Genomic DNA, 15265 nt, shown 5'->3' with positions numbered 1-15265 from the left:
TATATGTGTGAGGCTATCTCATCAAAATAGGTTACGACAATTCTATGGAAGAGCTATTTCTAAATCCCAAGGACCATTTTTTACTACTACTGGTTCATGTAAATACAGTTTGAGTTTTCTCACGTCAGCATCTCCTGGTAATGATATATCTAAAAATTCCATTGCTCTCGTTTTTTCATTTATAGTATACCCCCATCCCGTAACTCGTTTGGGAGGCTTCATCTCAGTTAAGCTAAATGACACCTTTGTCTTATCCATCCTAAAGCCAATAAGGTTGTTATCCTTTTTTTCATCATAATTTAAATCTACAAATATACGTATGTGTCCCTCATCAGTTCGTTCAACGCTTTTAAAGCTTATTGGATAACCAGCTAATTCCACTTCTTCATTAATTTCTACTAACCCTTCTTTTGGAATATCTAGACTAAGCGATGCATTAGCTTCATAAACAGTCTCTATGAATGGAATTGACAACAAATATTCTTTTTCTGCACTACCATCTATATCAAAATAGAATTCGCTTAAAGGCGGAGAATACATTCCTGGTGCTGATATTTTAAACTCCTCATTGTTTATATTTTTGAGCGTCATTACCTCTCCATCATTAGAGACATTAGGATTACCACCATAAGCATTTATTTTCCTGCCTGCCTGTGGAGGAGAGATTAGATTAACCTGTAGTTTATCATCCATTAATGTAGTAATGGCAGTTACACTTAGATCTTCAACAGTAACTGTAGGCCCCATTTCAGCATAGCTTTTATAGGTTTCTGCTTTAACCAAAGGTATGGGTAGATCAATAATCTCACCATCTAATAATACTACTCTAAGACCATTAATGTTAGTTATTGTACCTTCATAAACATAAGTGCCCTCCCAAATGTTGGGTTTACCTAGGCTTGGGCCTGCTCCACTACTACTTATTGAATAACCATCTGCTTTGTATTCTAGACCATCAATATCTTTAAACCTAATATCTTTATATATGGGTAAATTGCTACCGGAAATAGTAACAATGGTCCTATCATTATCAATAATAACTCCTTTAATTTCTATCATGCCATTTCCTATATTCTCTACTATAGATTTCTCTAAAACATACCTTGGGGCTTCACCTTCATCTTCGAGGACAATACCCATTCCAGGAATATATTGAAGAAAGTGCTTAACCTTTGCCAATGCCGGCTCATAACCTACAATAGTAATTCCCAATAGAGCCAAAATCAACAAGGAAGCAACTAAGTTTTTCCACATTTTTGCAGAGCTCTTAAAAGACAAATTGCTTTTCTTTTGAGGCTGAGGCATACTACTTACTCCAATTTTTTTATAGGTTTTAGCTTTTATGTTATTTAAAATATCATCTGGAAGCTCGTTAGAAACATCTCCCTTGTTCTGCTCCATAATTTGTACCATTTTTTGTTCCTCCACCCTATCCATTAAAGAAATAATATCTTTATCCTCATAGTCTTTCACTTAGATCCCTCCTTTTTACTCTGCTACGTTTTCTTTTAAAATCTTTCGAATACGCCACAGCCTATTATCTACTGCGTGTCTAGTTAATCCTAGCTGCCCAGCAATTTTGTCTATGGTTTCATACAAAAAATATCGCTTATAGAAAATTTGCTGATCTTTATCTCCTAGTTGATCGATAATTGCAGTAATCTGGCTTATTTCCTCTTTCAAAATAATCTCATTTTCCACCATTTTAGGAGAAACTAATTTTTCAACATTATCTGCTCTAGTAATCCTTTTCTCTCCATACATCTGCCTACGATAATCTAAGGCTTTATACTTTGTTAAGATAAGCAGCCAGGTTTTTATTGAACCTTTGATTGGGTTATAATGGTGACAGTCTTCCCAAACAGACACAAAAACATCGCTAACACATTCCTCTATATCTTCCTGCTGCCCAAGATCCTTAAGGATGTTACAGGCTAATCCATAAACACCAGCAGAATAAGTATCCATTATGTACTCTAAGGCATCTTGATTTTTATATTTTAATTGTTGTATTACATTTTCGTCAGTAATTTCCATCTTGAACCCCCTTCAACTGTCTCCTATATATTACTACGACAAAAGTCTATTGAATCTCCCAAACATTTTTTAACAAAATACTTCTATTGTCCCACCATTGACCTTATTGCTAGAAAAAGGTAATTAAGATATAATCAGGTTAATTATCAAATTGATATGGAAGTGATGGAATGAATACTAATAATGACAAAAGAATTATAACAAAGAAACTTAAAGAGTATTTCTTGCCTAATAAAAAAACCCCCAGCCCCTAGGAGCATATTGCTCCCAAGGTTAGCTGGGGGTGTTTGTTTTCAATTGTAGTCACAGAAGATTGGAAGAAAAAATGTCAATTTGTCAAGCCTGACCCTACGCACTTTCATAGTTGATATCTTGGTTATTTACACCTAATTGTGACAATACAGTTAAAGTTGCATTGGTCATGGGTAGTGGGCCACAAAGATAAATCTTATAATCTTCAAATTGCATTTCTTTTAAAACATCTGTAACAAAACCTTTTCTGCCTTGCCATTGCTCATCCATGGCAACCACTTTTATATACTCAAAATTGTCATTTTTATTTTCTATTTCTTTGAAGAATTCATCATACAGAAACTCATCTTCTTTATTCACTCCATATATTAACTTAACGTCTTTGATATTACTTCTCTTTTCTATCATTTCTCTTACTAGAGGAACAAAAGGTGTAATTCCTATTCCACCTGCTACAAAGACAACTTTGTCTGCATCCTTATCGACCACAAGTTCATTGCCCATCGGTCCAGATATTTGAACACTATCACCTTTCTTAAAACTATTAAAGATAATGCCTGTACCGTAACCATTTGGAGCTTGCTTAATTGTTATTCTTACCTTTTTCGAATTTTCATCATAGTCTGAGACTGAATATGCTCTATACATCTCAGGATTATCTTGAATTTTTACTAGAATAAATTGACCTGGCTTAAAGTCTAGCTTAGCTCGGAGTTCAAAAATATACTCTCGTACATTATTATCCAAATAATTGATATCACTTATTGTTGCTAGGATTTCTTTTCTATTTCTGTAGCCATCAAGACTGATAGTTTTTGAAATGTTTATGGCCTCTTCTTCACTATTAAGTGAAAGAATTTTAGCTGGACAGTTTACAACACAAGTACCACATCTGATGCAGGCAGCATTATTTAACTGGTTGTTTTCCGAAACCTCAAGATATGGAGTTAATTGAACCGGACAAACTCTTGAACACTTGGCACATTTATGACAGGCTTCTGTGCTTGCAATAGTAACCTTTTCATCACTAGCTTTATTCATTCCTAATAATGTTCCTAATTTATATAAAAGAATTTGCACGCTACCCATGGGGCAAAATCTACACCATGTTCTTGGCGATATAAAAACTGCCAAAATTGTACCGACTATTGTTACTACTAGGTAATTCATTACAAATATAAATCCTAGTTTATCAAGAAATGGTGTAGAACCCCATAATTCAGATACTTTTACAAGTCTATTGCCCAGCATATACATGAACCAAAATAGTGCTAACCCTATGGTAATTTTTGATATAGCCCAAGAAGGAATCCTCTTATTAGCACTTACCTGAAGAATAAAACGATCAAATAAACTTCCATGAGGGCAAATATTGCCACACCAAAACTTTCCTTTTTTGAAACCAAATATTGGTAACGCTATCATTACCGGAATCATAAGTAGTCCTAATTTTGGATACCAAAGCCCAGCAAAAGCTACCAATAGGATAAATACCCACGACCAATTTCTTAATGGAGTAAAAATACGATTTGTTTTAATAAAAAATTTTGCTTCCATGATGAACACTCCCCTTTGTTGATTTACGCATACACTAAAGCTAGCCATTTTAGCAATAAGAAAGCTTCCTGATATACTCTATTTAAGAGTATACTATACCAGTATTTCGCTGTAAATATTTATTTGCGAATTAAATTTGAAAATCTCTATTAGCATAACCCAATGTAAAGACCCCCATCTGTTTATCTTGCGAAACGGGGGTCTTTCATGACCTATATATAGAGAACATGGGTTGCTAGAATTCTGTCAGACTATACTAGCACCTAGTTCCAAAGCTTTCTTATTTAAAGGAATAAGGTTATGCCTCCTTTTGGACAAGACCTTTTTTAGTGATTCAATCACAGCTTTGGGAGAAACAGCTGCCGTTGCTTTTAAGAAAGCCCCCAGCATAACCATATTGGCCACCTTGTCATTTCCCAACTCACCTGCCAGCTCATTAGCAGCAACCTGGTAACCCTTGATATCTCTCCTCAAATATTCCTCTTTAATCATGGAAGAATTTACAAGCAGCACTCCTTTTGGCACAAGAGCCGGTTCAAATTTTGTCAAGGAAGGCAAATTCATGACAATTACACAGTTGGGTTCTGTTACAATTGGCGAACCAATTTCATCATCAGAAATGACCACGGTACAATTAGCCGTTCCTCCCCGCATTTCCGGTCCGTAAGAGGGAATATAGGATACATGCTTTCCTTCGAGCATACCGGCATAGGTAAGCAGTTGTCCCATTGACATGACTCCTTGTCCGCCAAACCCTGCTATAATAATCTCATGCAGCATTTAGCCCACCTCCACAGGTATTTTGAATTCACCCAAGGGGAACTGAGGAACCATACTATCTTTAAGCCACTGCATGGCAGCAATGGGTGTCATTTTCCAGTTGGTGGGGCAGGTAGATAAGACTTCCACCAGGGAAAATCCTTTTCCCTGAAGCTGAACTTCAAAGGCCTTCTTGATGGCCTTTTTAGCCTTGTTAATATTACCCGGATTGTGCAAGGACACCCTAGCTATATACGCAGAACCTTCTATAGTTGACAACATTTCAGATACACGCAGCGGACTACCGGAATGGCCTTTTTCTCGTCCATCTGGTCCTGTGGTGGTGCTGTTTTGACCGACAAGAGTTGTTGGCGCCATTTGCCCTCCTGTCATTCCATAAATGGCATTGTTCACAAAAATTATGGTAATGTTTTCTCCACGGGCAGCTGCATGAACAATCTCTGCAGCTCCAATAGCAGCCAAATCTCCATCGCCCTGGTAAGAAAAGACTACACTATCCGGGTGCACCCTTTTAACTCCAGTAGCAACTGCAGGAGCGCGACCATGGGCAGCTTGGATCATGTCTACTTTGAAATATTTATAAGTAAATACCGAACATCCCACAGAAGCAATACCCACAGCCCTCCCCATGACTCCAAGCTCTTCTATAACTTCTGCTACCAGGCGATGTATTATCCCATGGGTACATCCTGGACAATAATGAAACTTCACATCAGATAGCACTTTGGATTTTTGAAATGCCTTTATCATATACCTTGCCTCCTCCTTGGAAGGAATACCTAACACCTTTTTCTAATACTGGTGGTACTTCACTTGAAATTCCGAGAATACGGCAAATTTCCTGGTATATGCCCTTGGTACTAGGTACCATACCACCAGCACGCCCGTAGAAGTAAACAGGCATCTCGCTACCAACCGCTAGACGTACATCATCAACCAACTGCCCCATACTAAGTTCAACAGTCAAGACGGCTTTAGCTCCTGGAACCATAGCCCTGATTAATTCCGTGTCTGGAAAGGGCCATAAGGTAATAGGTCTAAACAGTCCTGCCTTGATATCCCTTTCCCTAGCTTGTTTAACCGCAGCTTTAGCTATCCTTGCAGTTGTTCCAAAAGCAACTAAAACTATATCCGCATCCGATGTAAGATACTGCTCATAAAGCCTTTCTTTTGCTTCTATAGTTTCATACTTGCTTAATAGGGAATAGTTATGCTCTTCTAATTCCTCCGGGTCAAGATAAAGGGAATTCACAATATTCGGTTTTCTTTCTTCCCTGGTACCTGTAGTCGCCCAGGGTTTTTGATAGACGCCTTTAGCCTTATATTCCTTAAATTCTACAGGTTCCATCATCTGGCCTAGAATACCATCTCCTAAAATCATTACCGGATTGCGATAGGCATCTGCTCTATCAAAGGCTTTTATGGTTAGATCAGCTAATTCCTGTACGGAACCAGGGGCATAAACCAATAATCTGTAATCACCATGCCCCCCACCCCTTGTTGCCTGAAAATAATCACCCTGGGCAGGCTGGATACCACCAAGTCCAGGTCCACCTCGCATTATATTTACTATTACGCATGGCAGCTCAGAACCGGCTAAATAGGAAATTCCCTCTTGCTTCAAACTAATGCCTGGGCTCGAGGAAGAGGTCATGACTCTCGCCCCAGCAGCACTTGCTCCATATACCATATTGATGGCCGCAATTTCACTCTCAGCTTGTAAAAAAACACCGCCTACCTTAGGAAGTCTCCTAACCAAGTATTCAGGTAATTCCGTCTGAGGCGTAATAGGATAACCAAAGAAGTATCTGCAGCCAGCCCTTATAGCGGCTTCTCCAATAGCTTCGTTTCCCTTCATTAGCACTTTTACCATCCTTAACTCACCTCTCTCTCCAATTTAATTACCACATCCGGACAAACAATGGCGCATGCCATACATCCAGTACACTTTTCAATTTCAACAATTGCAGCCGGCCTATAGCCATTTTCATTTATCCTGTCAGCTAGACTTATTAAATTTTTGGGACAAAAGGCACTGCACAGTTCGCACCCTTTACACCAATCTTCATGAAAAGTAACTCTTGCCATAGTACTCTCCTCCTTAATCCCAAATACCTTTAATTCTAGTCATGTAACTTCAGCCCATATGACCTTATTATTTTACTTATGTATTATTAATAAATTAAAGCCTCTTCCTCTCTCCTTAAAACCCGCAATACTCCTTGCGCTAATGCGTCCATCTCGTCCTCTCCAGGATAGAGCACGACCGGTGCAAGAAACTTGACCCTTTCTTTAATCCAACCTGTCAGCATCTTGCTGTAGGCAAGCCCGCCGGTAAGTATCACTGCTTCCATCTTTCCTAACAATACCCCTCCACAGGCACAGATTTCTTTAGCTACTTGGTATCCCATGGCATGATAAATAAGCTTTGCTTTTTCATCTCCATCCTGGATTCTTTCCTCAACTATACGGGCGTCATTAGTCCCGAGATAAGCTGCCATACCTCCCTGCCCTACAAATTGTTTCCTTAGTTGATCCTGGGTAAAATCTCCCGAAAAGGACATTCCTATTACTTCCCCTACAGGCAGCCCCCCTGCTCTTTCAGGTGAAAAAGGTCCCTCACCATTAAGAGCATTGTTGACATCCACAACTCTGCCCCTTTCATGAGCTCCTACACTAATTCCTCCACCTAAATGGGCAATAATCAAATTCACTTCCTCATAATTCTTGTTATGTTCCCTGCAGTAACGCCTGGCTACAGCCTTTTGATTTAACGCGTGAAAGATACTTTTACGGGAAATTCCAGGCATCCCTGAAATCCTTGCTGATGGATTTAATTCATCAACTACAACTGGATCAACTATATAAGCCGGCAGCCTATGGGATGATGCGAGTTCGTTGGCTACCAAAGCCCCTAAATTGGATGCATGCTCCCCATATTTACATTCCTTTAGGTCAGTCAGCATTTGCTCATTCACTAGATAAGTCCCGCCCTGAACATGTTTTAACAATCCACCCCTGGCCGCAACTGCGCAAAACCCTTGCAAATCAAAACCCTGTTCAATCAAAGCTCTCTCAATAACCTGCTTTCTAAAAGAAAACTGTTCAACAATCCGGTCATAGGGTTTTAGGTCATCCACAGTATGCTCGAGAGACCCTGACCACTTCAAGTCATCACCCTTAAATACTGCAGTTTTTGTTGAAGTTGAACCAGGGTTAATCACAAGCAGCCATTCATAGCCTAAATCTAACATACAACTCACTTCCCACTTCTTATTCCTACCTGTTTAGTGATTTAAATATATATTCCGAATGCGTCCGAGTTTCTCAATGCGTTCTTCTGCCATCCTATCAGCAGCTATGTTGGCGGGAATCTGACGTTCCTTGGAAATGGCAAGTACTTTCTGAATATTTGAATAAATTGTTTCAATCTTTTTATAAGCTCGCTCTTTATTGTATCCATGGAGTTCTTCTGAAACATTAATCAGGCCTCCTGCATTTATCACAAAGTCTGGTGCATACAGAATTCCCTTTTGCATCAAAAGTTCACCGTGGCGATCATCTTCAAGAACATTATTAGCAGCGCCGGCAATTATATCACACTTAAACTGCGGTAGAGTGTGCTCATTAACCACAGCTCCTAAAGCAGACGGTGCAAAAATATCGCATTTTACGCCAAATATTTCTTCAGGTTTTACTACTTCGGCAGCAACTTCATTTGTTATTTTTTTAATGGCTTCCTGATTAATATCAGTTACAATTAACTTTCCCCCTTCCTTTGCAATATGTTTGCATAAATAGTACCCCACATGCCCTACTCCCTGCATAGCTACTGTTTTTCCTTCCAGGGAATCACTACCATAGACTTCCTGGGCCATAGCTTTCATTCCATACCAGACTCCAAGTGCTGTAGCTGGTGAAGGATCCCCACTACCATTGGAAATCCCAGTAACATATTTAGTTTCCTTCCTGATATATTCCATGTCCTGTACCGATGTGCCTACATCCTCTGCAGTGATGTAGCGACCATTTAAGCTTTCTACATATCTACCGAAAGCTCTAAATACCTGTTCGTTGTTTAACTGGGGTGAGTTAAAAATCACGGCCTTTCCTCCCCCCAGATTTAAACCAGCAGCTGCAGCTTTGTATGTCATTCCCCTGGAAAGGCGTAAAGCATCAATGACTGCCTCCTCTTCAGATGCATAATTCCACTTTCTAGTTCCACCCAGAGCTGGTCCTAATGTGGTATCATGGATGGCAATTATGGCCTTAAGTCCCGATGTTTGATCTTGGCAAAGTACAAGCTGTTCATAGTCATACTTAAAGAAATTGTCAAGCATTTTCATAAAATTTCTCCTTTCATGAATACACTCTCAGCTTAGTCTCAACTAACTCAGCTCAACCTTCTCGGGCAGCATAATTTCCTAGTAAATCTGCTTGTCTGCAGCCATTAAAACCCCTAAAGCAATGGAATAAAGTTTTGTTTCTGCTGAATCAGACCTTGATGTAACAAGTATAGGTGCACTTGCACCAATTACAATTCCCGCTGTCTTGGCCCCTCCAAAGCTAACCAGAGATTTGTACATGACATTGCCACTTTCAATATTGGGCATCAGCAGTATGTCAGCATCCCCAGCCACCTGGCTTTGAATACCCTTATGGAGTGCAGCCTCGACTGAAATAGCCACATCAAAAGCAAAGGGTCCGTCAATTATGCAATCCCTAATCTGCCCACGCTCGCACATCTTAGACAGCACAGCTGCATCCACCGTTGCCTGCATATCAGGATTAACCACTTCAATAGCAGCTATAGGGACCACCTTGGGCCTTTCAATCTTTAAAAACCTGGCCACTTCAAGAGCGTTATTAACTAAATTAACCTTGCGGCTAATACTATACTCAATGTTAATGGCAGCATCAGTCATTAAAATGAATTTAGGATATCGCTGCAGCTGTATCACAGCAACATGGCTTAAGATTCTTCCCGTGCGTAAGCCTCTCTCCCTGTCCAAAACCTCTCTAAATAAATCAGCAGTTCCTACAATTCCCTTCATAAGGATGTCAGCCTCTCCATTACGTATCAGGGCAACTGCTTCTTTGACCGCCAGCAGGCTATCCTGTTCATTAATTATTCTGTATGAGTCTAAATCTATTTCCAATTTAGCAGCCACCGAGGCAATCAGTTCTTCGTCACCAACTAAAACAGGCTCAACCAGACCTGCCTTAAAAGCTTCATCTACAGCACGCATCACATCTTCATCCTGGGCCACTGCAACAGCTAACCTTGGGGTATCATAACTTTTTGCTACTGCCAATAATTCCTGAAAATTTTTCATAAGCAACTCCTCCTGTGTCTTTCATTACTTGATTGTCTTCGTGCTAAAGGGCTATTACATACAGGAGGAAAATAATTATCATCCTGTCTTTTACTATCAATAGATAACAGTGCAAAATACATGCCTAAAAAGCATAAGGCAGTAATTATTATTTACTCTCTTGTTACGCAAAGGCTCAATGATGTTACTAAAAATATAAAAGCACCCCATAACCTTGGGGTGCAAACTTTTGCAGTTGTACAAGTGCAAATTATTGCAAAAAAGAACTATTTTGCACTTTTTTGTAAAATCCATTTGACATACTGGAAATCACCAATGCAGATATAATTAGCTAAGACCATGCATTTGGATCTTGTAATACAGATTGCGTAGAGATATTTTTAACAGTTTTGCCGCTTCTTTCCTGCTACCCCCAGTTTTGGCCAAGGCCCTCTGTAAGGTATACTTTTCCCATCTCTGATGTAATTCTTCATAAGACATTAGAGGCTCTTCTTCCCGATATATTATTACCCCACTATGATTGTTTTTCACATCTAATACAGGCAAGTGATACGCTTCAAGGACAGTCTCCTTAAATTTCATATTAATTATACCCCGGGCCAGCACATTTTCTAATTCACGTACATTACCCGGCCAGTCATAGCCTTTAAGTATCTCCACAGCTTCGTCTGCTATAGTTTCTACATTGCGACCATATTCCTGATTATATTTGGGCAGTAAGTAGTTTACCAGGGGTAAAATATCCTCTTTTCTATGGCGCAGGGGTGGAATAAATATAGGAAGAACATTAAGACGATAATACAAATCCTCTCGCAGCATACCCTTTTGAATGAGTTCCTCCAGCTTGGCATTGGTTGCTGCAATTACCCTCACATCAACCTGGATAGGCTTACTATCCCCCACCCTGGTAATCTCCTTTTCCTGCAGAGCACGCAAAAGCCTTGTCTGGAGATGCAGGGACATTTCACCTACTTCATCCAGAAAAATAGTACCCTCGTTTGCTTCTTCAAAAATGCCCTTGTGACCACCCTTTTTAGCCCCCGTGAAAGCTCCTTCAACATAGCCAAAAAGCTCACTTTCCAATAAATTGTCAGTTAGGGCAGCGCAATTTACACGGATGAACTGCCCTTTACTTCTTTTACTGGCATTATGTATGGCATGAGTAAATAGCTCCTTACCAGTACCGCTTTCACCCCTAAGCAAAACCGTTGCCGGAGTTGAAGCAGCTTTTTTGGCCTGCTCAATAACCCCTAGAATATGGTCACTCACACCAATGATGTCTTCAAACATATATTTCGCTTCCAAATGCCTGATTAGTCTCTTGGCTTTTTTTAATTCTTCATTCAATTCAATAATTTCTGAAATGTCACGAACTACACCAACACTACCCTTTAACTTTCCACCAACAATGACAGGGGCAACATTTACTACAACTTCTTTCTTTTGTGGGCCAACCTTCATACGCCCCCCCCGAACCGGCTTGCCGGTACGCAACACTTCGAGATGCATGCTTTCTCCTTCCGCGATATCAACATCTGCTGGTTTATTCAAAACTTCCTCTCTGGAAAGACCGGATAAATGAGTATAAGCAGAATTAATCAAAACATGGATGCCTTTTTCATTGACTACTGAAATAGCATCCTGGGTAGAATTAATAATAGCCTCTAGAAGTATCTGTATCTCCTTGAGGTTAGAAATCTCTGCTGTCATGGCAATTCTTTCAGCGATGTCACGAAATACTGCTGCAGCTCCAATAATTTTTCCATCCCTATTTATAACGGGTACCCTGTTGGTAATAATGGTAACATCCCTGAGTTCCTGCTGCCTGTTCAGTTCAGGTGCTCCTGTTTCTAAAACTTGATGCAGCCTTGTGTTAGGGATAATCTCACCCACAGGCTTGCCCAAAGCATCACCTGCATCCACCCCTGTAAATTTCTCAGCTGCGGCATTAAATATGGTAATAATGCCCCTTTTATTCACAACAATGATAGCATCGTGAGTATACTTAAGGATATTTTCAATATCTTCCTTTTTAATAACATCCATTTTTTATACTCCTTTTCACCATTGTTACTTCAAGTAAGATTAAGATAGTATTTCGAGATATGAATTATGATATCCTCTTTCATTAGATATCCATTTCTTAAGCTGGTTTATGTAGATATGTACCTATGCTTTTTTTAATAAGGGCTCCTCCTACACCAATAATGACTCCTGTCACTATTAGTAAAAACCCACCTATTTGAATATAACTAATTTCCTCTTTTAAAAATACTGAGGATCCTATTAGGGCAAATAAAGGTACCATGTTTAAAAATATCGCAGTTTGACTTGCACCAACCTTGTGGATAGTAGCATTATACATTAAATGCCCAAATCCCGTTGCCAGGACACCAGATCCAAAGAAAAGTAACCAATACTTGATAGCAATACTGCTTGTATTTATTTGTGATACTCCATTTGGCTCGATAAAAAAACTTAACATAAATAATAATATAGAACCAATAAAAAACATTATTGCTGTTAGCTCTTTAGGATCAATTGAATCGGTTGCTTTCTTTATTAAAATATAACTTAAAGCCTGGGTAAGCATTGCACCGAAAACATATAAATCACCAATGGAAACACTTAAAACATTAATTGTCCCTTGAAATACTACTAAGTAAACACCAAAGATACCCAATGTTATACCTACTAACTTCATTAAAGTAAGCCTTTCGTTGATAAGCATAGCCGCAAATAGAGACGTGGCTAAAGGCGATAGTGCTATGATGATAGCTGCATTTGATGCAGTAGTATGTACTAGCCCAATTGTTAAAAAGGAATGATGCCCAAGTACACCTAATAGTGCAGCACCAGCAGCTAAGAACCACTCTTTTTTAGTAGGCTTCCTAAACTCCTTCTTAAAATACATAAACAATCCAATTACTAGACCTGCAACAAAAACCCGTAAAGATGTCATAGTAAAAGGCGGAAAAACCTGAACTAAAACTTTAAGAGCAACCATATTAAGACCCCATAAAATCATCACAAAACTTAGGCATAAGAAATATATAATGTTTTTGTTCCCCATAGATTAATAGCACCTCACTAATTCAATACTCTATATTATAGCAGTTATTAGTGAAGTTTTTTTATATTTTTTCTAATCTATTATTGCCTTTCCTAGCGCCTCAGCTATAGTTTGCAGATAAGTTGGGTCTTGAAGCTTCTGTTTATCCTCTGCATTAGAAATAAAACCCACTTCTACCAGTACTATTGGTATTTGGGATTTGCTAAGAATATATAAATTACTACGAGGAACAGGAAAATCATGATTAAGATGCTGAACTGAAGATAAAGCCTGAAGTACTTTATTAGCCACTACCTCACCCTGCTCGCTGCCCTTAGCGTAAAATACCACAGCCCCATTTTCTTGTGGATCACTAATATAATTAATATGAATGCTAATAGCTATTGTTCCCTGGTCAATTATTTTGACACGCCCTTGCAAGTCTCTAAGATGGCGTCCCCGTCCGTCAATATCACTAAGATCTTCATCTGTTTCCCTGGTCATAATTACTGGAATTCCTTGTTTATGAAGAAAATCACGCATTCTTAGGCCGATATCTAAGGTAATATCCTTTTCTAAGACTCCATGCCCATCATGAGTTCCGGAATCCTTCCCCCCATGCCCCGGGTCAATTACTACTTTGATATCAGTCCGCATTTCTATTTTAGGTTCCTCTGGAACCTTTGCCTCTTCTGGCATCCTCCCTGTGAAAACAAATATAGTTCCCCCTACCAACCCAATTAAAGCAACTATAAAAATAGCCCATTTAATAACTAAGAGGTTTCTGATATCTCTCATTTACTGACCTCCATTTTATAAAAAAGGGACACAAATATCCCCAATTTAATAATCCTAAGAGATATATATTTCCAGGACCCAAGGTAAATGCCTATTAATTTAAAACGGCCTCACAATTTGAAGTGAGGCCGTTTTATAATCTAAAATTGAATAGTTTTTTACTTAATTACTTACCACTAATTTTTTTCCTTCCTTAAGTCCATCCAGTTGGGAATTAAGGATAATTAAGTCACCTTCGTTTAGTCCATCAATAATCACTACATCTCTATTATTGTCAAAGCCAGTTTCAACAGGCTGAACCTCTGCTTTTCCATCTCTTACTACCCAGACGGCATCCCCTGTTTCATATGGGAAAAGAACCGTTCTTGGAACAGTAAGTACATTTTCCCTTTTATCAGTAGTGAATTCTACATCTAGCCTATAACCCGGGAAAATTTCAACATCACTAGAATCATTAAGTTCAACAGTAACCTTAACGCGTTGCTCTTCTAAACCTAAGGCAGACATCCTCTCTACAGCAGATGGAGCTATTCTTGTTACGGTACCTTTAAAAATCATATCTTCGCCCTTACCATCTAGGACTAAGTCTACTGTCATTCCGGTATTGATACTACGTATATCTGCAGTAAGAACATATACTTCAACTACATATGAGTCTTTCTTAAATATGTTCATTAGCGTTAAGGCTGGACTAGCAATTTCTCCCTTTTTTATAGAAAGATTACTTACAATTCCATCTACAGGTGCAAAAATATTTGTTTTATCTTTTTGATATTCAAGTAAGTTAATTTGTGCCTGTAGTGCTTCAATCCTTCCAGCGTAAAACTGCCCCGTGCCACTTCCAGGACTTGTAGATTCATGTAATAATGTAAGTGCCTGCTTTTGAAGTTCTAAATGGTTTTGAGCTGATTCTATCATATTTTTTGCATCTTCAAAATCCTTTGCTGTTACAGCTCCTGCTTCATATAATTGTTCTATTCTTTCAAAATTTATTTTATAAGCTTCCAAGTCCCTTTGTGCTTGTTCTACAAGCAGTTCTTGGCTAGTTATTTGTGACTCATGTGGTTCCTGAAATGTTCCTGTTCTTTCACCCTCAACACTTTTCAACTGAGCATATAATTGTTGTAATTGATAATCTAGTTCTTTAGAATTTGTAACAGCTAATAAATCCCCTGCTTTTACTTCTTGCCCCTCCTGAACAGCTACTTCAATTATTTCTCCACCATAGATAGAATAAATAGGCTGTTCAACCTCGGGAACCACTCTTCCTTCTTCTTTAAACGTGGTAGCAATTGTATTAGGCTGTACTTCAAGAACAGTTGCTTCTAATCCTTTAGTATTTTCATACACCATAAATCCAATTATAATAATTGCCACTAGAACCCCTAAAATAATCTTCCATTTCTTCTTCATTTAAACCTCACCCACTTTCCTTTTATCCCATTCTTTTCAT

14 protein-coding genes and 1 pseudogene are annotated in these 15265 nt (G+C 38.8%); 1 reads left to right on the top strand and 14 read right to left on the bottom strand.

Annotation, left to right across the window (positions count from 1 at the left end):
* Positions 1-42 precede the first annotated feature (42 nt).
* From APF76_16715 to APF76_16670, 10 genes and pseudogenes are all read right to left on the bottom strand, one after another.
* Positions 43-1473, bottom strand: a complete 1431-nt coding sequence (locus APF76_16715; protein KUO51134.1) for a hypothetical protein — start codon at positions 1471-1473, stop codon at positions 43-45.
* A 15-nt stretch (positions 1474-1488) separates the two neighbouring features.
* On the bottom strand, positions 1489-2037 hold the full coding sequence (locus APF76_16710; GenBank protein ID KUO51133.1) for a hypothetical protein: 549 nt from the start codon (positions 2035-2037) through the stop codon (positions 1489-1491).
* A 348-nt stretch (positions 2038-2385) separates the two neighbouring features.
* Positions 2386-3846 (bottom strand): ferredoxin--NAD(+) reductase, encoded by a 1461-nt coding sequence (locus APF76_16705; GenBank protein ID KUO51132.1) that lies wholly within the window; start codon positions 3844-3846, stop codon positions 2386-2388.
* A 246-nt stretch (positions 3847-4092) separates the two neighbouring features.
* Positions 4093-4626 (bottom strand): 2-oxoacid:ferredoxin oxidoreductase subunit gamma, encoded by a 534-nt coding sequence (locus APF76_16700; GenBank protein KUO51131.1) that lies wholly within the window; start codon positions 4624-4626, stop codon positions 4093-4095.
* Positions 4627-5376 (bottom strand): hypothetical protein, encoded by a 750-nt coding sequence (locus APF76_16695; protein KUO51130.1) that lies wholly within the window; start codon positions 5374-5376, stop codon positions 4627-4629.
* 70 nt (positions 5377-5446) lie between these two features.
* Positions 5447-6499, bottom strand: a pseudogene (locus APF76_16690).
* Between the two features lie 2 nt (positions 6500-6501).
* Complete coding sequence (locus APF76_16685; GenBank protein ID KUO51129.1) at positions 6502-6714, bottom strand: hypothetical protein; 213 nt, start codon at positions 6712-6714, stop codon at positions 6502-6504.
* Positions 6715-6800: 86 nt separating this feature from the next.
* Complete coding sequence (locus tag APF76_16680; protein KUO51128.1) at positions 6801-7880, bottom strand: butyrate kinase; 1080 nt, start codon at positions 7878-7880, stop codon at positions 6801-6803.
* Positions 7881-7913: 33 nt separating this feature from the next.
* Positions 7914-8972 carry a leucine dehydrogenase gene (locus tag APF76_16675; protein KUO51127.1) on the bottom strand — a complete coding sequence of 353 codons (1059 nt, stop codon included), beginning with the start codon at positions 8970-8972 and terminating at the stop codon, positions 7914-7916.
* Between the two features lie 78 nt (positions 8973-9050).
* Positions 9051-9962 (bottom strand): phosphate butyryltransferase, encoded by a 912-nt coding sequence (locus APF76_16670; protein ID KUO51126.1) that lies wholly within the window; start codon positions 9960-9962, stop codon positions 9051-9053.
* A 120-nt stretch (positions 9963-10082) separates the two neighbouring features.
* On the opposite strand from APF76_16670, the gene APF76_16665 reads away from it, so the two are divergent.
* Positions 10083-10289 carry a hypothetical protein gene (locus APF76_16665; GenBank protein KUO51125.1) on the top strand — a complete coding sequence of 69 codons (207 nt, stop codon included), beginning with the start codon at positions 10083-10085 and terminating at the stop codon, positions 10287-10289.
* On the opposite strand, the gene APF76_16660 is transcribed toward APF76_16665, so the two are convergent.
* The 4 genes from APF76_16660 to APF76_16645 all read right to left on the bottom strand — a co-directional run bounded on the left by APF76_16660 (position 10290) and on the right by APF76_16645 (position 15225).
* Entirely contained in the window at positions 10290-12008 is a 1719-nt protein-coding gene (locus APF76_16660) for an AAA family ATPase (GenBank protein KUO51124.1), read from the bottom strand.
* A 97-nt stretch (positions 12009-12105) separates the two neighbouring features.
* A complete protein-coding gene (locus APF76_16655) occupies positions 12106-12969 on the bottom strand; it encodes a hypothetical protein (GenBank protein KUO51123.1) in 864 nt (287 codons plus the stop codon).
* 138 nt (positions 12970-13107) lie between these two features.
* Positions 13108-13812 (bottom strand): hypothetical protein, encoded by a 705-nt coding sequence (locus tag APF76_16650; GenBank protein ID KUO51122.1) that lies wholly within the window; start codon positions 13810-13812, stop codon positions 13108-13110.
* A 162-nt stretch (positions 13813-13974) separates the two neighbouring features.
* Complete coding sequence (locus APF76_16645; GenBank protein KUO51121.1) at positions 13975-15225, bottom strand: hypothetical protein; 1251 nt, start codon at positions 15223-15225, stop codon at positions 13975-13977.
* Between the last annotated feature and the right edge of the window lie 40 nt (positions 15226-15265).

It is taken from the genome of Desulfitibacter sp. BRH_c19, from assembly GCA_001515945.1.
Taxonomy (GTDB): Bacteria; Bacillota; DSM-16504; order Desulfitibacterales; family Desulfitibacteraceae; genus Desulfitibacter.
This window is presented reverse-complemented; position numbering and strand designations above follow the sequence as displayed.